This is a genomic window from Streptomyces sp. S186, assembly GCF_051603415.1.
Taxonomy (GTDB): domain Bacteria; phylum Actinomycetota; class Actinomycetes; order Streptomycetales; family Streptomycetaceae; genus Streptomyces.
In genome coordinates this window covers 3,346,897-3,366,076 of the sequence record NZ_CP193932.1, presented here as the reverse complement: position 1 = coordinate 3,366,076, position 19,180 = coordinate 3,346,897, and the positions used below count along the sequence as shown (strand labels likewise).

At 73.4% G+C, this 19,180-nt stretch carries 13 protein-coding genes, 1 pseudogene and 1 riboswitch; of the genes and pseudogenes, 7 read left to right on the top strand and 7 right to left on the bottom strand.

Translation table 11 applies throughout. From position 1 onward, the window contains the following. Positions 1 to 38: 38 nt before the first annotated feature. Together ACRAS8_RS14080 and ACRAS8_RS14075 are read right to left on the bottom strand one after the other, a co-directional pair. A complete protein-coding gene (locus ACRAS8_RS14080) occupies positions 39 to 263 on the bottom strand; it encodes a hypothetical protein (RefSeq protein WP_438486378.1) in 225 nt (74 codons plus the stop codon). Next, a complete protein-coding gene (locus tag ACRAS8_RS14075; protein WP_438486376.1) occupies positions 260 to 1,705 on the bottom strand; it encodes a PspC domain-containing protein in 1,446 nt (481 codons plus the stop codon). The genes ACRAS8_RS14080 and ACRAS8_RS14075 overlap by 4 nt, the downstream gene beginning before the upstream one ends. Before the next feature lie 387 nt (positions 1,706 to 2,092). Between ACRAS8_RS14075 and ACRAS8_RS14070 the strand changes: the two genes are divergently transcribed. The 4 genes from ACRAS8_RS14070 to ACRAS8_RS14055 all read left to right on the top strand — a co-directional run bounded on the left by ACRAS8_RS14070 (position 2,093) and on the right by ACRAS8_RS14055 (position 7,527). Continuing rightward, a complete protein-coding gene (locus tag ACRAS8_RS14070; protein WP_438486374.1) occupies positions 2,093 to 3,934 on the top strand; it encodes a serine/threonine-protein kinase in 1,842 nt (613 codons plus the stop codon). A gap of 91 nt (positions 3,935 to 4,025) precedes the next feature. After that, positions 4,026 to 5,357 carry a PspC domain-containing protein gene (locus tag ACRAS8_RS14065; RefSeq protein ID WP_438486372.1) on the top strand — a complete coding sequence of 444 codons (1,332 nt, stop codon included), beginning with the start codon at positions 4,026 to 4,028 and terminating at the stop codon, positions 5,355 to 5,357. Between the two features lie 119 nt (positions 5,358 to 5,476). Next, positions 5,477 to 6,187 (top strand): LuxR C-terminal-related transcriptional regulator, encoded by a 711-nt coding sequence (locus tag ACRAS8_RS14060; protein WP_438486370.1) that lies wholly within the window; start codon positions 5,477 to 5,479, stop codon positions 6,185 to 6,187. Between the two features lie 215 nt (positions 6,188 to 6,402). After that, on the top strand, positions 6,403 to 7,527 hold the full coding sequence (locus ACRAS8_RS14055; protein WP_438486368.1) for an alpha/beta hydrolase: 1,125 nt from the start codon (positions 6,403 to 6,405) through the stop codon (positions 7,525 to 7,527). Positions 7,528 to 7,888: 361 nt separating this feature from the next. On the opposite strand, the pseudogene ACRAS8_RS14050 reads toward ACRAS8_RS14055, so the two are convergent. Continuing rightward, positions 7,889 to 8,275 (bottom strand): annotated as a pseudogene (locus ACRAS8_RS14050) (C40 family peptidase); the annotation flags it as partial. A 697-nt stretch (positions 8,276 to 8,972) separates the two neighbouring features. On the opposite strand from ACRAS8_RS14050, the gene ACRAS8_RS14045 reads away from it, so the two are divergent. Continuing rightward, on the top strand, positions 8,973 to 9,326 hold the full coding sequence (locus tag ACRAS8_RS14045; protein ID WP_438486366.1) for a hypothetical protein: 354 nt from the start codon (positions 8,973 to 8,975) through the stop codon (positions 9,324 to 9,326). A 161-nt stretch (positions 9,327 to 9,487) separates the two neighbouring features. Here ACRAS8_RS14045 and ACRAS8_RS14040 read toward each other — a convergent pair whose 3' ends face one another. After that, entirely contained in the window at positions 9,488 to 10,624 is a 1,137-nt protein-coding gene (locus tag ACRAS8_RS14040) for an NlpC/P60 family protein (RefSeq protein WP_438486364.1), read from the bottom strand. Positions 10,625 to 10,632: 8 nt separating this feature from the next. Next, positions 10,633 to 10,807, bottom strand: a riboswitch (cyclic di-AMP (ydaO/yuaA leader). Positions 10,808 to 11,056: 249 nt separating this feature from the next. Here ACRAS8_RS14040 and pcrA point away from each other — a divergent pair. Then, positions 11,057 to 13,528 carry a DNA helicase PcrA gene (pcrA, locus tag ACRAS8_RS14035; protein ID WP_438486362.1) on the top strand — a complete coding sequence of 824 codons (2,472 nt, stop codon included), beginning with the start codon at positions 11,057 to 11,059 and terminating at the stop codon, positions 13,526 to 13,528. 101 nt (positions 13,529 to 13,629) lie between these two features. Here pcrA and ACRAS8_RS14030 read toward each other — a convergent pair whose 3' ends face one another. Then, a complete protein-coding gene (locus ACRAS8_RS14030; RefSeq protein ID WP_438486360.1) occupies positions 13,630 to 15,354 on the bottom strand; it encodes a peptidoglycan DD-metalloendopeptidase family protein in 1,725 nt (574 codons plus the stop codon). A 277-nt stretch (positions 15,355 to 15,631) separates the two neighbouring features. Continuing rightward, positions 15,632 to 16,438 carry an esterase/lipase family protein gene (locus ACRAS8_RS14025; RefSeq protein ID WP_438486358.1) on the bottom strand — a complete coding sequence of 269 codons (807 nt, stop codon included), beginning with the start codon at positions 16,436 to 16,438 and terminating at the stop codon, positions 15,632 to 15,634. A 406-nt stretch (positions 16,439 to 16,844) separates the two neighbouring features. Between ACRAS8_RS14025 and ACRAS8_RS14020 the strand changes: the two genes are divergently transcribed. Beyond that, positions 16,845 to 17,255: a cobalamin B12-binding domain-containing protein gene (locus ACRAS8_RS14020; RefSeq protein WP_221909553.1), complete on the top strand. Its 411-nt coding sequence runs from the start codon at positions 16,845 to 16,847 to the stop codon at positions 17,253 to 17,255. A 191-nt stretch (positions 17,256 to 17,446) separates the two neighbouring features. On the opposite strand, the gene ACRAS8_RS14015 is transcribed toward ACRAS8_RS14020, so the two are convergent. Next, positions 17,447 to 19,048, bottom strand: a complete 1,602-nt coding sequence (locus tag ACRAS8_RS14015) for a DUF5691 domain-containing protein (RefSeq protein ID WP_438486356.1) — start codon at positions 19,046 to 19,048, stop codon at positions 17,447 to 17,449. Positions 19,049 to 19,180 lie beyond the last annotated feature (132 nt).

The following is a 19,180-nucleotide window of genomic DNA, read 5'->3' as shown; positions in this document are numbered from 1 at the left end:
GCCCCGCGCGTTCGGCCGCCGGGCGGGCGGGGCGCCGGTCATGACGGCGGCCGGGGCGGGGCGTCCCGCTGGTGGTGACGGCGGACGGTGGCCCACACGGCGGTGGTGATCCCGGCGAGCAGCAGACCGGCGGGGAGGGCGAAGAACAGCCAGGGGCCGGGGGCGTGCCAGAGGCCGAGGGCGTCGAGGCCGTAGCCGGCGCCGACGACGAGGGCGGCGACACCGGCGATCAGCCGGCCGGGCTCGAAGGGATGGCGCTTCACTGGGAGGGTCCCTGGGGAGTCGTGGCCGGGGGCGCGGACGAGATGGACGAGGTGGCCGGCGGGGACGGCGTGGCGCGCTCGATGGCGAGCTGACCGGCGCCGACCCTGAGGTCGAGCTCCACCGCACCGCGCGGCTTCTCGCCCTTCTTGAGGCCCTCGGCGGGCAGCGTGACCTGCCGCTCGCGGTGGCCGGCGATGATCTCCACGTCGTTGGCCGCGTCGCCCGGCAACTGGATGTCGCCGACGTCCAGCTGGAGGCGGAGGGTCGCGGTGGTGCCCGGTGGCAGCGTCACCACGAGCCGGCCGGCGCCGACTTCCGCGCTGCTGCGGACCGTCGTGCCGGGCTTCAGGGGGAGTTGGCCGAGATCGAGTCGGGCCTCGCCGGAGCCGACCGCGTAGTGCGGCTGGACGGCGGCGACGGTGGTCGGGGCCCAGGTGCGGTGCTGCCAGGCGGCGGTGATGTTGGCGGGCAGCGCCATCGCGCCCGCCAGCAGCGCGGCCGTCAGCACCGTCATGAAGACCGTGCCGCCGCCCGTGCGGCCCAGCCAGGCGCTCAGCACCAGGCCCAGCCCGAAGACAACCAGCGCGGCGGCCAGGCCCGCCTGGAGGGACGGGGCGAGCGCGGCGTGCCGGGAGACGCCGAGGGCGGTGCCGGTGCCCGCCACGGCGGCCAGCAGGAACGTACGGCCGCCGATCCCCCGGCCGGCGGCGCGGACCGGCCGGGGCGGGACGGCGGCGGGGCGCGGCGCAGCCGCGGGGCCGGACCCCGGGGACCAACTGCCGCGCGGACGGGGGCCGTCCGGCCCCCCGTGGGTGAAGTCGTAGGTGATCTCCAGCCGGGCGTCCTCCGGGCCCCAGAGATAGCCCCGGCGCAGCAGCGGCTCGGTGCGCGGATCGCGCCACCAGGAGGGGCTGTTGGGCGCCGGGGGCGCGGTGGCCTCCGGCGGGGCGTCTGCGACCGCCTGGGCCGTGGCGGCGTCCACCGCACCGGGGCCCTCGGTCTGCGCGCGGCGGCGCCGGCGCGACCAGTAGGCGGCGCCGGCCACGGCCAGCGTCACCATGATCGCGAAGGTCAGCATGCTGCCCTTGCCGAGCGTGGTCAGGAACAGCGCGCAGCCGGCCAGCGCGCACAGCAGGGCCGACAGTGCCGAGCCCTCGACGCGGCCGGAGAGCAGTCGGCGGCCCTCGTTCTCCTCCTCGCCGTCGAGGGGGATCAGCAGCCAGGCGAAGCCGTAGAAGATCAGGCCGAGGCCGCCGATGGACAGCACGGCGAGCACGACCCGGAAGATCACCGGATCGACGTCCCACTGCCGGCCCAGGCCGCCGCACACGCCCGCGACGACCTTGTGCCGCCGGCTGCGGCGCAGCGGGGCGTGCGGCGGCGGGGCCGGGTCCGCGGGGCCGGAGGCCGCCGGCTGCGCGGCGGTGGGTGCATCGTTCATGGAGCCATGGTGACAAGCGCGGCGGCGATCGCGGTATCGGTGAAAACCCTGGCCGATCCCTGATATCCCCCGAGGCGACCCTGATGTGTCCCCGATGCCTCCCCTGGGGGCGTGGGCGGGCCGCCGTGACGGCTGCGGGTCACGGTCGGACGTCGGCCGGTGTAACGGCTGTAACGGCCTCGTGCGGGGCTGTCGCCGCGGCGGGAGGCGGCGGCGCCGGACGGAGGCGGCGGCGGTAACATTTCCCGCGCAGGGGCCGCGCAAGCCCCGCGGGCCGTGGTTCGCACAGGAAAAAGACACGTCGTGGCGGTGGCCGGAGGTCTGTTCCGGCCTGCCGAAGACTATCGTTGCGCCCTGAATACGTACGGGTTTCCGGAGGGGCGTGCGGTGGCGGAAGCGGCGTCGGCGGATGAGGGGCGACTGGTCGCCGGGCGATATCGCCTGGTCGAGCGGATAGGCCGAGGCGGGATGGGCACCGTCTGGCGGGCCCGGGACGAGCTTCTCGGGCGCCAGGTCGCGGTCAAGCGCCTGCACGTCTCACCCCAGTTGGACGCGGACGAACTCGCCACCCGCCACGCCCGCACCACCCGGGAGGCGCAGGCCGCCGCGCGGATCAACCACCCCAACGTCGTCGGCGTGCACGACGTCGTGGACGACGAGGGGTCGCCGTGCATCGTCATGGAGTACGTCCCCTCCTCGACGCTCGGCGACGCCATCAAGGAGGCGGCCGGGTCCGGCACTTACCTCACGCCCCGGGAGGCCGCCCGGATCGGCCGCGGCATGATCGCCGCGCTGCGGGCCGCGCACTCCGCCGGTGTGCTGCACCGCGACGTCAAGCCGGGCAACGTCCTCCTCGGTGAGGACGGCCGGGTGGTCCTCACCGACTTCGGGATCGCCGTCGCCACCGGCACCTCCACCCTCACCAAGACCGGCGAACTGGTCGGCTCCATCGACTACCTGGCGCCCGAGCGGGTCAAGGGCTCGACGCCGGGTCCCGCCTCGGACCTGTGGGCGCTGGGCGCGACGCTCTATCAGGCGGTCGAGGGGAAGCCTCCGTTCCGTAAGAACACCGCGGTGGAGACGGCGTACGCGATCGCCGTCGACCCGCTGGAGGCTCCGCGCAACGCCGGCCAGCTCGGCGCACTGATCGAGGCGCTGCTCGCCAAGGAGCCGGGCGACCGGCCCACCGCCGAGGTCGTCGAGCAGGCGCTGCGGGCCGCCGAGGCCGAGGCGGACACCGCGCTGATGGGCTGGCCCACGCTGGCGTTGGGCACGGCCGGCCGCGGCAGGACCGCGGTGGGCGAACCGTCCGAGGCCCTCACCCGGCCCGTGACGCGGACCTCCGCCCCGGTGGACGCCGAGAGCGGCACCGGGACCGGAGAACGCACGGACACCGGCGCGCCCACGGGGAGCACCGCCGGTACCGCCACCACCACGGGGACGGCCGCCGTCGCCGCCCCCGGGGCGCACCATTCCGCCGGCGCCGCGGATGCCGAGGCCACCGGCTCGATGTTCCTGGCGGCCGGCAGGACCGGCCGGCCGGTCGCCGGTGCCCGCACGGACGTGGTGACGGCTGACGCGGCCCCGCGCAGGCGCCGCGGCCGGATCGTGGCCTGGGCCGTCCTCGGCCTCCTGATCGCCGGGGGCGGCGGAGGCGCCGCCTGGTACCTGAACCACCGCGACGACGGGTCCGCATCCGGCAACGACACCGGCAACATGAGTACGCCCGTCCTGCCCAGCGCGCCGCACGCCAGCGTCAGTCCGCCGCCGCCCACCCCCAAGGGGTACCGCCGGGTCACGGAGAAGAGCATCGCGGCGTCCTTCCCGGTGCCGTCCGGCTGGCGGCGGGAAGTCACGGACGGCGGCAGGCAGATCGTCTACACCTCGAACACCGGCCTCGCGCAACTCACGGTCAGCGGGCTGGACTTCTCCTCGGCGGACCAGGTCGAGCACTTCAAGAGCGTCGAATCCGACGTCAAGGCCCGGTACCCACGCTACGAGCGGCTCCGCCTTCAGGACACCGTCTTCCAGGGCGACCCGGCCGCCATCTGGGAGTTCACCTTCCAGGGCCGGGCCCGCGAGTTCCGCGGCATCGACCTCGGCTTCGGCCGCGAGGGCGGCAAGGAGTACGCCCTCTACGTCTCCGCGCCGTCAGCGGACTGGTCCAGGTACGAAGCGGTCTTCGCGAACGTGAAGGACGGGTTCCGGAAAACCGCGCCGACGGGCTGAGCGGCCCGCAGGAGAACCCCGGGCCGGCTCAGGGACGGTTCAGGGTCGACCCTGATGTCCCGGGCCCGGCCGGCGTGTGACGATCTGAGGCATGACCACAGCGCCACCCCGCGCCGAGACGATCTACGCCCCGGCGCCGGACCCCGACGACCCGCCCGTGCGCAAGCTCTACCGCAGCGCCGAGGGGCGGCTGCTCGGCGGCGTGGCACGCGGTCTCGCCGGGCACCTCGGCCTCCCGGTCTCCTGGGTGCGGATCGTCTTCGTCGCGCTCTTCATGGCCGACGGCATGGGCGCCCTGCTCTACGCCGCCTTCTGGTTCTTCGTGCCGCTGGGCGTCGGCGGCGTCGGGACCCGGCCGTCCGCGCCCGGGGAGGACCGGCGGCGCCTGCTCGGCCGCAGGCCCGACAAGGGGCAGGTCCTGGCGTTGATCGCGCTCCTGGTGGGGGCGGCGATCGTGGCCTCCCGGTTCCAGCCGGGCCGGGCCAACGTCTATCTCTGGCCGGTGCTGCTGATCGGCGCCGGCGTCGCCCTGGTCTGGCGCCAGGCGGACAACTCCCGCCGCGCCCAGTGGCTGGAGCTCGGGCGCCGCAAGGGCCTGCTGCCGATGGTGCGTGGCGCGGCCGGTGTGCTCCTGGTCGGCGCCGGCGTCACCGGCATCGTCGTCCTGCAGGGCTCCGTGCAGAACCTCGGCTCGGTGCTCCAGGCCGCGCTCGCCGTCGTCATCGGCATCGCCCTGCTGGCCGGCCCCTATCTCGTGCGGATAACCCAGGACCTCTCCGAGGAACGCCTGATGCGCATCCGCGCCCAGGAGCGCGCCGAGGTCGCCGCGCACGTCCACGACTCCGTCCTGCACACCCTCACCCTGATCCAGCGCAACGCCGACGACCCCAGGGAAGTGGCCCGGCTGGCCCGCGCCCAGGAGCGCGAGCTGCGCGCCTGGCTCTACAAGCCCGAGGGCCGCGGCAAGGACGAGGACGAGGAGCCGGCGACGCTGGCCGAGGCCGTGCGGGCGGCCGCCGCCGAGGTCGAGGACCACCACGGCGTCCCCATCGAGGTCGTGGTCGTCGGCGACTGCCCCCTGGACGAGGCGCTCGGGGCCCAGATGCAGGCCGCGCGCGAGGCGATGGTCAACGCCGCCAAGTACGGTGGCGAGGGCGGCGCCGTCCAGGTGTTCGCCGAGGTGGAGGGCCGTACGGTCTTCGTCTCGGTGCGCGACCACGGCCCCGGCTTCGACCTGGACGCGGTCCCTGCGGACCGGATGGGCGTACGGGAATCCATCATCGGCCGGATGGAGCGCAACGGCGGCACCGCCCGGCTGCGCGCCGCGCCCGACGGCGGCACCGTCGTCGAGCTGGAGATGGAGCGCACCGAGGACCGCGACCGCACCGAGCGCCGTACCGGCGGGGAGGGGGCGGCGGAATGAGCGCGGCGGCATTCCCGGCCGCCCCGGAGGGAGACGGCGCCGGCCGCGGGCCCGCGGGGGCGCCGCGGGCCCGGGCAGGGAATCATGACGAGGCAGACACCGAAGGACGGACGGACGAGATGAGCAGCGACGACGCACAGCAGGGCGAGGCCGGCGGCGAGGACCAGGGCCGCACCGTACGGGTCGTGCTGGTCGACGACCACCGGATGTTCCGCACCGGCGTCCAGGCCGAGATCGGCCGGACCGAGCAGACCCGGGTCGAGGTGGTCGGCGAGGCCGCCGACGTCGACCAGGCGATCACGGTCATCACCGCCACCCGCCCCGAGGTCGTCCTCCTGGACGTGCACCTCCCCGGAGGCGGTGGCGTCGAGGTGCTGCGCCGCAGCGCCACGATGATGGCCGACCCCGAGCGGCCGGTGCGGTTCCTGGCGCTCTCCGTCTCCGACGCGGCCGAGGACGTCATCGGGGTCATCCGCGGCGGCGCCCGCGGCTATGTCACCAAGACGATCACCGGCACCGACCTCGTCGACGCGATCTTCCGGGTGGCCGACGGCGATGCGGTCTTCTCGCCGCGGCTGGCCGGCTTCGTCCTGGATGCCTTCGCCTCGTCGGACGCCCCGCCGGTGGACGAGGACATGGACCGCCTCACCCAGCGTGAGCGCGAGGTGCTCCGGCTGATCGCCCGCGGCTACGCCTACAAGGAGATCGCCAAGCAGCTGTTCATCTCCGTCAAGACGGTTGAGTCACATGTCTCGGCCGTGCTGCGCAAGCTCCAGCTCTCCAACCGCCATGAACTCACCCGCTGGGCGGCCGCTCGTCGACTGGTCTGACCTGCGGATTCGCCGGGACGTGGGCGCGCGGGGGCGGACGATCGGGAGCCGCCCCCGCAGCAGAGGGCGCGCAGGGGGCGCGTAAAGAAGGCCCCAAGCCGGGCAACCAGGATCGCGCCGATCGCCATCTAAGGGCGCGGAGAGGCTCGCTGCCGAAGGCGGGGCCGGAACCACGCCCACGCCCCACGTGCATACGTCCTGGAGACGAGATCCCGATGAGCCTGACGGGTACGCCTTTCTTCCTCTTCTCGATCCTGCTGTTGATCATCGCCGTCGTGCTGCCGTTCGCCCTGTGGGGCAAGGTGGCCGGACCGCCCCTGCTGCGGGGCCTGGCACGGCTGCTGATGCTGCTGTTCGCGCAGATCACCGCGATCACGGTGGTCTTCGTCCTGGTCAACAACGCCAACAACCTCTACGACAGCTGGGGCGACCTGCTCGGCACCGGCAACCACATCGACCAGGCCCGGAACCTCGGCCCGGACGGCCTGGGCGGCAAGAACCTCAAGGACCAGCCGAAGGTGCTCCAGCACTTCCGGCCGGCCGACGACCCGGTGCTGGGCGCCGGCGTCCAGATGACCGACCTCAAGGGCCAGATCTCCGGCGTCAACGGCGAGGTGTACGTCTGGCTGCCGCCGCAGTACAACGACCCCGCCTACAAGCACAAGAAGTTCCCCGTGGTCGAGCTGCTGCCCGGCTACCCCGGGTCCGCCAAGTCCTGGTTCGGCTCGCTCAAGGCCAACGAACAGCTCGGGTCGCTGATGCGGAGTGGGGCGGTCAAGCCGTTCATCCTGGTGGCGCCGCGCACCAACGTCCTGTCCAACGCCGACACCGGGTGCGTCAACCTCCCCGGCAAGGTCAACGCCGACAGCTGGCTGACCGTCGACGTCCGCCAGATGGTGATCGACAACTTCCGGGCCGGCGACAAGCCGGACTCGTGGGGCCTGGCCGGCTACTCGGCGGGTGCGCACTGCGCCACCAAACTGGGGCTGGCCCACCCGGACCGGTACCGCGCCGCGGTCGGCATGTCCGGCTACAACGACCCGGCGATAGAACGCGACTCGCTCGCCGGCAAGGACCCCAAGCTGCGCGTCGAGACCAACCCGCTGCACATCCTCAAGTCCGCCAACGCGGCCGGGAAGCCGCCCCGCACTGCGCTGTACATCTCGGGCGCGAGCGGCGACGGCTACCAGGCCGGAATGGGCCTGAAGGAGCTGGCGAAGCAGCCGACGACGGTGACCGTCGAGCAGATCTCGTCCGGCGCGGGCGGACACACCGTGCCGGTGTGGAAGCACCAAGTGCCGGAGATCTTCCGCTGGTTCGGGCTGTTCCTGCGGGCCTGACCGGCCGGCCCTCCGGCGGAATTCACCGTTCGGGTGAAACTCCGCCGGAGTTCGCGGAAGCGGGCACAAACCCGTGCCGGGGGCCGTTGTGCGAGTGACGGAGATAACGCACAGCGAGACGGGGGTTGGCGACATGCGGGTCGATATCGGTGGCGGGCCGAGGCCGCACCACGACGCCGAAGGGGCGCGACGCGGCGGCCAGGTCCCGGGCGGCGTGATGCCCGGCAGGCCGGCCGAACGGCTGGAGATATGCGGGCGGTTGGGCGGCGGCGCCCGGGCCCGCGAGGATCCGTAACCGACCCTGACCCCTCGGGCAGGGCCCTGAGCGGGTGGCCGTGGTGCGCGGGGCGCGTGGTCGTTGCTACGTGGGGCGGGTGCTCGTGCTGTGTGGGCGGGTGGCGCCCGCGAAGGGCAGTTGGTCGAGGGGGGCGATCTGGACGGGCGCTCCCGGGTGCGGGGCGTGGATCATCTCGCCGCCGCCGATGTAGAGGCCCACATGACTGATGCCGGAGTAGAAGAACACCAGGTCCCCTGGGGCGAGTTGGGGCCAGCCGATGCGGGCGCCGGAGGTGATCTGGGTGTAGGTGGTCCGGGGCAGGGTGACGCCGGCCGCCTTCCAGGCGGCCAGGGTCAGCCCGGAGCAGTCGTACGCGGACGGGCCGGTCGCGCCCCAGGCGTAGGGCTTGCCGAGGGCGGCGTGGGCGAAGGCCACCGCCCGGGCGGCGCGCTCACCGGGCGCCGGGGCGGGTGCGGCCGCCCCCGCGGCCGGCTCCGGAATACGTGGGGCGGAGCACTCGGCGGCGTACGGGGCGGCGCGTTCCGGGGCGCGGGAAGCCGGCCGTCCCGCGGCTTGGGGTCCCGTCTGCACAGCGGTGTGGTGTCCGGCCTGTTCCGCGACGTGGGGTCCGGCCTGCTCCGGCAGCCGTGGGGCGGTGGGATCCGGTGGGTGGTCCGTGGTGGTCGTGGGGTGGCTGCCGAGCCGGCGGACGCTGCCGAGGCGGCGGCCCCAGCCCGCCACCGCGGTCGCCTGGTGGCTGCCCGTGCGCTCCAGCACCGTGGCGCCGTCCAGATAGCGCTGCGGGTCCGCGACGAGCACCAGCCCGCTGCGGGTGCTGCGCGCGGTACGGGCCAGGGCCGGCGGCGTTACGAGCGGCGGCCGCTCACCGGCCGTGTGGTGCGACGCCATGGGAGCCGTCACTTCCTTCCCTGCGAGGCGAAGGCGACCGGCGGGGTGCGGGCCCGGTCGTCTGAAGGAGGAAGCTAGGCCCGGGGTCAGGACGAGAAACCCCCTTGCCCGGCATTGCCCGTTTCCGACCGCGTGCGACGCGGGGATGACCGGCCCGCCGCCCGTGGCGGAGCCGAGCGGCGGCGGGCCCTGACCGAAGCGGGCATCGCGGGCGCCCTGCCGGAAAGGGCGTGCTATGGGACGGATACGATCCAGCACTATGGACGTAGTAATCAATGTCTTCGTCGCCCTGCACATCATCGGCATCGCCTCCCTTCTGGGCGGCTTCCTGACGCAGATGAAGGCGATGGGCGCGGGCACCGCCCGCTTCGTGCCGGCGATGTTGCACGGTGCGCTGACGATGCTGGTCACCGGCATCGTGCTGGTCGGCCTGAACCAGATGCAGGGCGCGTCGCTCAACAACATCAAGATCGGCATCAAGATGGCCGTCCTGGTGGTGATCCTGGCGCTGGTCTACGTCAAGCGCGACGAGGAGAAGCTCCCCAAGCCGCTGTTCGGCGCGGTCGGCGGGCTCACCATGTTCAACATCTTCCTCGCGGTGCTCTGGACCTGAGCCCCACGGGCGCCCGCCCCCGTACCGTCCGACGGCTCACCGCGCGGTCATCCCGCTCCCGCTCCGTACTACTCCGGAGGCGGAGGATGACCGCGCGGTGGCGTGTGTGGGGGTGGCCGTGGGGCCTTCGTACGGACGCGGGGCGCGCGCCCGTACGCCGGCTACCCGGGCCGGACGCTCCCGTAGATCGGCATGTAGTAGATCGACTCCACCCGGACGCTGGCTCCCGGGTGCGGGGCGTGGATCATCTTGCCGCCGCCGATGTACATCCCGACGTGGCTGATGTCGTTGAAGAAGAACACCAGGTCACCGGGCTGGAGATGGTCGGTGGATATCCGGGTGCCGGTCTTGACCTGGTCCCAGGTGGTGCGCGGCAGATCGACCCCGGCCGCCTTCCATGCGGCCTGCGTCAGGCCCGAGCAGTCGTAGGAGCTGGGCCCCGTCGCGCCCCAGACGTAGGGCTTGCCCATCTGGGCGCGGGCGAAGGCGAGCGCCTTTTCGGCCTTGGTGGAGTAGGTGCCGCCGTCGGACGTGCCGCCGCCGGAGTCCTGGCCGGTGCCGGTGCCGCCGCCGGGCTGCTGCCGCCGCTTCTCGGCCTCCTTCCGGGCCTGCTCGGCGGCCTTCCGCTGAGCCTCCGCCTCCTTCCGCCGCTCCAGTTCGGCCAGCCGCGCCTTCTCCTGGGCGGTCAGCCGGGACAGCAGCTGCCGGGCCTCGGCCAGCTTGGCCTGAACGTTTCGCTTGGTCTCCTTCAGGGATGCCTGCGACTCCTGGAGGCCCTCCAGGCTGTGGGTCGCCTCCGTCCGCTGGCGGGCGGCGGCCGCGGCCTGCTCCTGGTAGTCCGTGATCGCCTGCTTCTGCCGCCCGGTGAGCTGCTCCATCAGGTGGTTGCGGTCGACGAACTGCTGCGGGTCCTTGGCCAGCATCAGCTGGGCGGTCGGGTTGATCCCGCCCGTCTGGTACTGCGCCGAGGCGAACGCGCCCAGCCGGCGCCGGGACTCGTTCATCTTGTCCGCGCGCCGGGCCGCCTCGTCGAGCAGACGGTTCACGGTGCGCTGCTGGCCGTCCGCCTGCTCCTTGGCGGCGTTGTACTTCTGGGTGGCCACCTCGGCCTGCTGGTACAGGTCGTCGACCTTCTGCTTGACCTCCTCGATGCTCGGCTGCGGCGCCTTGGGGGCGGCGTTCGCGGTCTGCGAGAGCAGCGTGACCGAGGCCAGGGCGGCGGTGGTGAGCCCGGCCGCCGTGCGACGGCCGCCGGGCGTGGCGAGTATGGGGGTGCGCGGCTTGCGGTGGGACGCCAAGGCCGGCGACTCCTTCCGTGGACCGCCTACCGGGTTAGCTGTCGGGTTCGGGCTCGGGCGGTGTGCTGACGGAAGGCTTGCCCTACGACCCGTGCGTCCGCCTGGCGACGGCCGCACCGGTCGATTCACCCCGGTGGTGCGTGTGGGTCCCCGGCTCCGGGTGCCTGACGGCAGGGCCGGACTCGGCGGGGGCGGCCCGTGCGGACGCTGTCGTCCGCTGGGACGGCGGGCTGCCCGAGCGAGACCGTAGCCAACTCGTGTGGCCCCTGTGAAGGCTGGTGTTCGATATGCCCGAAACCTTTTCGTGACCTGAATGTGAGCGGCCCCAGGTTTGCGCACGGCCGCACACGGTACCGCCCCATCCGATGCATTACCGGCCAATCCGCCACTCCACAACCGCTTGTCAGTGCGGCCGCCTAGACTCGGTGGGCGATGAGCAGCCTCTTTGACGACAGCTTCCTGGCGGATCTCGGCCCCCCGGACGAGGACGAGCACGGCCCGGCCCCGGAGGAGATGCCCGCCGACCTCTTCGGCGGGAGGTTCGACGCGCCCGCGCCCAGGGAGCCGTACTACCGCGACGGCGCCGCCCGCCCGGCCATCGACCCGGCGGCGCTCCTGGAGGGGCTCAACGACCAGCAGAAGGCCGCCGTGGTTCACAGCGGCAGCCCGCTGCTGATCGTCGCCGGCGCCGGCTCCGGCAAGACCCGGGTGCTCACCCACCGCATCGCCCACCTGCTCGCCGAGCGCCACGTCCACCCCGGCCAGATCCTCGCGATCACCTTCACCAACAAGGCCGCGGGCGAGATGAAGGAGCGCGTGGAGGACCTGGTCGGCCCCCGCGCCAACGCCATGTGGGTCTCCACCTTCCACAGCGCCTGCGTCCGCATCCTGCGCCGCGAGTCCAAGAAGCTGGGCTTCACGTCCTCCTTCTCGATCTACGACGCGGCCGACTCCAAGCGCCTGATGGCCCTGGTCTGCCGCGACCTCGATCTGGACCCCAAGCGCTTCCCGCCGAAGTCGTTCAGCGCGAAGATCTCCAACCTCAAGAACGAGCTCATCGACGAGGAGACCTTCGCGGGCACGGCGGCCGACGGGTTCGAGAAGACCCTGGCCCAGGCGTACGCGATGTACCAGGCCCGGCTGCGCGAGGCCAACGCCCTGGACTTCGACGACATCATCATGACGACGGTCCATCTGCTCCAGGCGTTCCCGGACGTCGCCGAGCACTACCGCCGCCGCTTCCGCCACGTCCTCGTCGACGAGTACCAGGACACCAACCACGCCCAGTACACCCTCGTCCGCGAGCTCGTCGGCCCCGGCACCGACGAGACGCCCGCCGCCGAACTCTGCGTCGTCGGTGACGCCGACCAGTCGATCTACGCCTTCCGCGGTGCCACGATCCGCAACATCCTCCAGTTCGAGGAGGACTACCCGGACGCCACCACGATCCTGCTGGAGCAGAACTACCGCTCCTCGCAGACGATCCTCTCCGCCGCCAACGCCGTCATCGAGCGCAACGAGAACCGCCGCCCCAAGAACCTCTGGACGGACGCCGGCGCCGGCCCCAAGATCACCGGCTATGTCGCCGACACCGAGCACGACGAGGCCCAGTTCGTCGCCGACGAGATCGACCGGCTCACCGACGCCGGCGACGCCAAGGCCGGCGACGTCGCGGTCTTCTACCGCACCAACGCCCAGTCCCGCGTCTTCGAGGAGATCTTCATCCGGGTCGGGCTGCCCTACAAGGTCGTCGGCGGCGTGCGCTTCTACGAGCGCAAGGAGGTCCGCGACATCCTCGCCTACCTCCGGGTGCTCGCCAACCCCGAGGACGCCGTCCCGCTGCGCCGGATCCTCAACGTCCCCAAGCGCGGCATCGGCGACCGCGCCGAGGCGATGATCGAGGCCCTGGCGCTGCGCGAGAAGATCACCTTCCCGCAGGCGCTGCGCCGGGTCGACGAGGCGTACGGCATGGCCGCCCGCTCCGCCAACGCCGTCAAGCGGTTCAACGCCCTGATGGAGGAGCTGCGGACGATCGTGGAGTCCGGGGCCGGTCCCGCCACGGTCCTGGAGGCCGTCATGGAGCGCACCGGCTATCTCGCCGAACTCCAGGCGTCCACCGACCCCCAGGACGAGACCCGGATCGAGAACCTCCAGGAACTCGCCTCCGTGGCCCTGGAGTTCGAGCAGGAGCGCGGCGACGACAACCCCGGCACGCTCGCCGACTTCCTGGAGCAGGTCGCCCTGGTCGCCGACTCCGACCAGATCCCCGACGAGGACGAGGACGGCACGGGCGTCATCACCCTCATGACCCTGCACACCGCCAAGGGCCTGGAGTTCCCGGTCGTCTTCCTGACCGGCATGGAGGACGGCGTCTTCCCGCACATGCGGGCGCTCGGCCAGACCAAGGAGCTGGAGGAGGAGCGCCGGCTCGCCTACGTCGGCATCACCCGCGCCCGCGAGCGGCTCTACGTCACCCGCTCCACGATGCGCAGCGCCTGGGGCCAGCCCTCGTACAACCCGGCCTCCCGCTTCCTGGAGGAGATCCCGGACGAGTACGTCGACTGGAAGCGCACCGGCCCCGCGACGCCGTCCGCGTCCATGGGCGGGCTGTCGTCGTCGCGCGGCTCCTCAGGGGGATCCGGCGGGGGAGGCATCGGCGGCGGGATCGGGGCCTCGCTGTCGTCGGCGCGGTCCAAGGGGCCGAGCGGCTTCGCGACCCGGCGCGCCGCCGACCGCCCGGTGGTCTCGCTGGCCGTCGGCGACCGCGTCACCCACGACAGCTTCGGGCTCGGCACCGTCGTCGGCGTCAAGGGCAGCGGGGACAACGCCGAGGCGACCATCGACTTCGGCGGCGAGAAGCCCAAGCGCCTGCTGCTGCGCTACGCGCCGGTGGAGAAGCTCTAGGCCGGTCCCGGCCCAGTGGAAAGCGCCCGGGGCCCGTCGCGGTGTGCGGCGGGCCCCGGGCGCTTCGTCCCCGCGCTCGGCGGCGCGGGGCCCGTACGGGGTCAGTACGGGTTGAGGTCGTGGGCGCGGAGCCACGGTATCGGGTCGACCGCCGCGCCGCCGCCGGGTCTCACCTCGAAGTGCAGGTGCGGGCCGGTGGAGTTGCCGGAGTTGCCGGAGTAGGCGATGGTCTCGCCGGCCTTGACCGAACCGGAGCGGATCTTGGTGCTGCTCAGGTGGCAGTACCAGGTCTCGGTGCCGTCGGGCGCGGTCACGATCGCCATGTTGCCGTAGGCGGAGTTCCACTGGGTGTGGACGGTGCCGTCGGTGGCCGACATGACCGGGGTGCCGTAGCTGACCGGGAAGTCGATGCCGGTGTGCACCGACATCCAGTTCACCCCGGCCTGGCCGAAGAGCGCGCTCAGGCCGTGCTGGGTGACCGGCAGGACGAACTTGGGGCGCAGCGCCTCCTTGCGGGCCGCCTCCTCCGCCTTTCGCTTGCGCTCCAGATCCTGCCGCTCCTTGAGGTCCAGCCGCTCCTGGGTACGGCTGGCCCGCTCGCGGAAGTCCTGGGCGCTGGCGCTGAGTCCGGCCAGCTGGTTGTCCAGCTTCTTGTTGGCCGCCGTCGCCTGCTTCACGGCACCGGCGTCCGGCGCGGCCTGGGCCGTCGCGGTGTCCTTGTCGTCCCCGCCGAACTGGCCGACCGAGGCCGCGGCCGCCGCGCAGACGCCCATCGCGGCGACCGAGGGCACCGCGACGGTCAGCAGCGCCGAGCGCTTGGCCTGGCGCCGCCGGCCGCGGTTGCCGCCGCGGACAGCCTTGCCCGCCGTGGGACCGCCGACCGGCCCCGGGGTGGCGTCCTCGTCCGGGACGGTGGTGACCGGCATCGCCTGGGTCATCGCGTCGGCGATCGACGCTGCGCCGGTGGCCGAGGGATCGGTGGCCTCGCCCTCGGGGGACCGCGTGGTCTCGGCGGTCTCGGCGGGCCCGGTGGCGAACGACGCGAGGGGCGCATCCCACAGGACGGTGTCGCCGGCCCCCACGGTGTCGCCCGCGGGCGGGCCAGCCTGGGCCGGGATGCCGGGGGCCGGGGCGGACGGCGGGGCGGTGGGCTCGGCGTGGTCCGCGTAGTCCGTGGTCGACCAGACCGCGGTGGCCTCGTAGCCGATCGGCTCCTGGACGGCGGTGGCGGCGGCCGCGAAGGCGGCGGTGTCGTAGGCCGCGGCGCCGTAGCCGGTGTCGTAGGAGGCGGTGTCGCAGGCGGCGGGGGCGTGACCGCCGGCGGGGTAACTGCCCGTGTCGTAGCCGCCGGTGAGGCCGGTGAGGGGGTCCCCGTAGGCGGCGCCGGTGCCGTGGGCGGCGTACGCGCCGTGATCGAAGCCGCCGGTGTCGTAGGCGCTGCCGCTGCCCTGAGGAGCGGGGTCGTAGCCGCCGGCGAGCCCGTATGCCGCGGTGTCGTATCCGGCGTCATACGGGGCGGCGGTGGTGTCCGTGCCGTAGCCGGGGGCGTCGTAGGCGGTGTGTGCGTACGGGTCGTAGCCGGCGTTTCCGTAGGCGGCGGTGTCGTAACCGGTGTCGTATCCGGCGGTGGGGTAACTGCCCGTTCCGTAGGCGTCGGTGAGGTGGTGGGCCGACGGGCGCGCGCCGGTGTCGTAGGCGCCGTGGCCGTGGCCGCCGGGGTGCGAACCGAAGAGGGGGTCGCCGTCGCCGTATGCCGGGTGTGCATAGGAGGCATCGGAAGCGGGGGCGGTCGGAAGCTGAGCCCCCGATGGGTGACGGTCGTCCACCAACTTCTCTTTCGCCTCGGCTGCAGGAGAATTAGCGGCGACTGTACCCGGCGGTACGCGACGGCGACAATCTTCCCGAGGTTTCGGGCCCGGCGACGCCGGGCGATCGGCCGCCTTTCGCCGGCGCGCATGCGCGTTCTTGGCGGATCGTTCGAAGTCCGTTCGGGGAAAGGGGAGGTCGGGAGGCGGGGCAAGAAGCGGTCGGAGCGGCCGTGTGGGGAGTGGGGAGGGCGCTGGACGGTCCGTCCGGCGGCAGGGTGGTTGCCCGGGGCGCCGCTCAGGCGACCGATATCGCGCCGTGGACGGAGGCGGCCGCTGCGGTGGACGTCAGTGCCTCCCGTATGCCGGCTGCCACGGTGGCGTTGACCGGCAGCGCGAGGTGGCCGACACCCATGACCCGGACGTTCTCGGCCGTCAGGTCCGGGTGGTCGATCCGGGCGGTGGTGGCGGGCACCATCACCTGGTCCTCCTGACCCCAGAACGCCACGAAACGCGTCCGGCAGCGCGGCGCCGGCAGCGCCAACTCCGCGATGACCGGGGAATCCGGGCGCATCTGCCGGACGATCGGATGCGCCGACATCAGGGGCGCGACCCGGGTGCCGGAGTGCGGGGTGCCCAGCGTGACCAGCGTCCGGACGCGGGCGTCGCCGCCACGCCGCTGCACGTAATAGCGGGCGATCAGGCCGCCGAGGCTGTGGCCGACGATGTCCACCCGGCGGTGGCCCGTCCGGGCACAGACCTCTTCCACATGGCGGCCCAGCAACTCGGCGGCCCGGCGCAGATCGCAGGTCAGCGGGGAGTAGTTGAGCGCCTCGACATGGCGCCAGCCGTGCCGGTGCAGGGAGCGGCGCAGCAGGACGAAGACCGAGCGGTTGTCGACGAAGCCATGGAGCAGCAGGACCGGCGGGTGGGCGCGGCCCTCGGTGGGCAGGCGGGCCGGGGCGCCGGCCGTGGAGGGTGCGGGCAGGGGCTGCTCCTGGGCGATGCCGGTGGGATAGAGGAGGAGATGGGCGGCGAGCACGCCCAGCTCCACGAGCGTCGTACGGAAGAGAAGGGGTGCGGAGAGAACAGGCAGAGCCCCCATGGCCGACCTCCCGAACGGCATGCGGAAGGCGGCGACGACCCCCGAATGCCCTTGTGGGAAACCGTGAGCGGCGATCGCGATGCGGCGGCCCCGCGCCGACCCGGCTGCGGCTCCCCGGACGCCCGGCCCGTGTGTGCGGCGCCGGCCGTCCCTGGCGGCGGCTGACACGCGGAGCGCGGCGCGTGGCGAATGTGTCCCATGTGTGATTTCCCCCTCGCCGGATGTCACGAAACGGCTGCGTACGGGATGCTGTAGATAACGTTCGTTCACGCTCGTGGCCGCCGGATCGCGGTGGCGCGATCGGATGTCGGCTCGGCGGCACCGCCCTGGCGGTGCCGCGCATGGCTTGGAGGCAGGGATGAGTGTGGCGCGGCAGGACGGGGCGCAGTCGGAGGGCCAGGGAGCGGTGGGCCGGTCGGGGCCGATCCGGGTCGTCGTCGCCAAGCCGGGGCTCGACGGGCACGACCGGGGAGCCAAGGTCATCGCCCGGGCGCTGCGGGACGCCGGTATGGAGGTGATCTACACCGGGCTGCACCAGACGCCGGAGCAGATCGTCGACACCGCGATCCAGGAGGACGCCGACGCCATCGGGCTGTCCATCCTCTCCGGCGCCCACAACACCCTCTTCGCGAAGGTGCTCGCCCTCCTGGAGGAGCGGGACGCGATGGACATCAAGGTCTTCGGCGGCGGCATCATCCCGGAGGCGGACATCGCGCCGCTGAAGGAGCAGGGCGTCGCGGAGATCTTCACGCCGGGGGCGACCACCGCCTCGATCGTGGAGTGGGTCAACGCGAACGTGCGCCCGCTGGCTGTCTGAGGGGGCTGCGCTCGACGGGTCGGATGGCCTGGATGACGGTTCGTACGACGGCCTGTACGGGCGGCCCGCATGACGGCTCGTACGGCGGTTCGTGCGCGACGGCGGTCCGGCCCGTCCCCGGGGCGGCTCCGGCTGTCGTCGGCGGAACGGGCCCGCCGTCCTGGCGCGCGGGCGAGGGGCGGCCGCGAGGATCATGACGGCTCCCCGTCCCCGGCGAGTTCGGCGTGCATGGTGGCGCGCAGGCGGAGCGTGCCGACCAGGCGCTGGAACGCCTCGGACCAGTAGCCGACGGAGCCCGGGGAGGCGCCCTCGGGCTCGTCCGTGACCGCCGTGAGCATCTCCAGCCGGTCGGCCGCCGCCGGGTCCAGGCAGCGCTCGGCCAGGCCCATCACCCCGCTGAAGCTCCATGGATAACTGCCCGCGTCCCGGGCGATGTCCAGCGCGTCGACCACCGCCCGGCCCAGCGGCTCGGACCACGGGACCGCACAGACCCCCAACATCCGGAAGGCGTCCGCCAGGCCGTGGACGGCGATGAACTCGGCCACCCACCGCGCCCGTTCATCACCCGGGAGGACCGTCAGCAGTTTCGTCAGATCCCGGGACGAACCGGCCGGTGCCAGCTCGGCCGCGGCCTGTCCGGGATCGCCGGGCGCACCCAGCAGTGCCCGCGCCCACTCCGGGTGCCGCTGACGCACCGCGGCGCGGCACCAGGCGTCGTGCAGCTCCATCCGCCAGTCGCCCGCCACCGGAAGCGCGACGATCTCCGCCGGGCTGCGGCCACCCAGGTGAACGGGCCAGCGGTCCAGCGGCGTCGCCTCCACCAACTGCCCCAGCCACCAGGTGCGTTCCCCCCGACCGGAGGGCGGCTTCGGGGCGACGCCGTCCCGCTGCATCCCGGCGTCGCAGACCCGTGGCGGATCGAGGACGAGCACTTCGCCGGGGGCCGGCTCCTCCGGGCCAGGGGCGGCCAGGCGGACGCGGGCCAGGCTGCGCTCGGCCATCCGGTCGGCCAGCGCAGAGCCGGGCAGGGCGGAGAGCAGCTCCGCGGCGGTGGTACGGACATTGCGGCTGCGGTCGGACAACGCCTGCTCCAGGAACGGCTCGTCGTCCGGCGTCAGGCATTCGCCGAGTGAGTCCAGGAACATCAGACGGTCCTCGGCGCGCTCGGTCGCCCAGGTGACGGCCAGCAGCTCCAGCCCGGCACCCGGGTCGCGCCGGCGCACCGACGTCAGCAGTGCCACCCGCTCCGCGAACAGTCCCTCCTCCCACAACCGCCGCACCGCCTCGGAGGAGTCCGCGTCCGGCAGCGACATCGGGCCGCCGCCGATGCCACGGAGCGCGAACCTCCAGTCGGCGTTGAGCCGCGCCAGCCACCGGCCGCGGGGGCCCGCCAGGGCGAGCGCGGCGGGCCGCAGATCCGTACGGGACCGGGCGGCGTCCAGCAGCGCGGGCAGCAGCGCCTCGGGGGCGCGGTAGCCGCGCTCGTCGGCTGCCGCCAGCCACTGGGGCAGCAGTTCGGTGAGATCGGGGTCCGTGCCGCGCCGGCCGCCGGAGCCGGGATCGCGCTCGGCGAGCAGCAGCGCGAGGCGGCGCCGGGCGGCCGGCGGCAGCGGCGGGCGCGGGTCGGCGGGAGCCGGCACGGGCCGCTCACCGGCCGGGGCGGGGCGCAGCGCGGAGCGCCGCCGCACGGTGCTCACCGCCGCCGCGTCCAGCAGCGCCGCCGCGGGGCTCTGTCCGGCCCGGACGGCCACCGGCGGGGTACGCCGGGCGACGCCGAGAAGCGCGGCACTCACCAGGTCGGGCCAGGGGGCGGGAGCGGCGGCGGAGGCGTCGGGGGGCGGGGACGTGGTGGGAGTGGCTGAAGTGGCAGAAGTGGTGGAAGTGTCGGTTGGCGTGGGCGTGTTGGGTGTCATGGGTGTGGTTGA

Excerpts from the sequence above, each read along its gene's own strand:
- ACRAS8_RS14075 (WP_438486376.1), bottom strand. The coding sequence starts at position 1,705 with ATGAACGATGCACCCACCGCCGCGCAGCCGGCGGCCTCCGGCCCCGCG.
- ACRAS8_RS14065 (WP_438486372.1), top strand. The coding sequence starts at position 4,026 with ATGACCACAGCGCCACCCCGCGCCGAGACGATCTACGCCCCGGCGCCG.
- ACRAS8_RS14060 (WP_438486370.1), top strand. The coding sequence starts at position 5,477 with ATGAGCAGCGACGACGCACAGCAGGGCGAGGCCGGCGGCGAGGACCAG.
- ACRAS8_RS14055 (WP_438486368.1), top strand. The coding sequence starts at position 6,403 with ATGAGCCTGACGGGTACGCCTTTCTTCCTCTTCTCGATCCTGCTGTTG.
- ACRAS8_RS14045 (WP_438486366.1), top strand. The coding sequence starts at position 8,973 with ATGGACGTAGTAATCAATGTCTTCGTCGCCCTGCACATCATCGGCATC.
- pcrA (WP_438486362.1), top strand. The coding sequence starts at position 11,057 with ATGAGCAGCCTCTTTGACGACAGCTTCCTGGCGGATCTCGGCCCCCCG.
- ACRAS8_RS14025 (WP_438486358.1), bottom strand. The coding sequence starts at position 16,438 with ATGGGGGCTCTGCCTGTTCTCTCCGCACCCCTTCTCTTCCGTACGACG.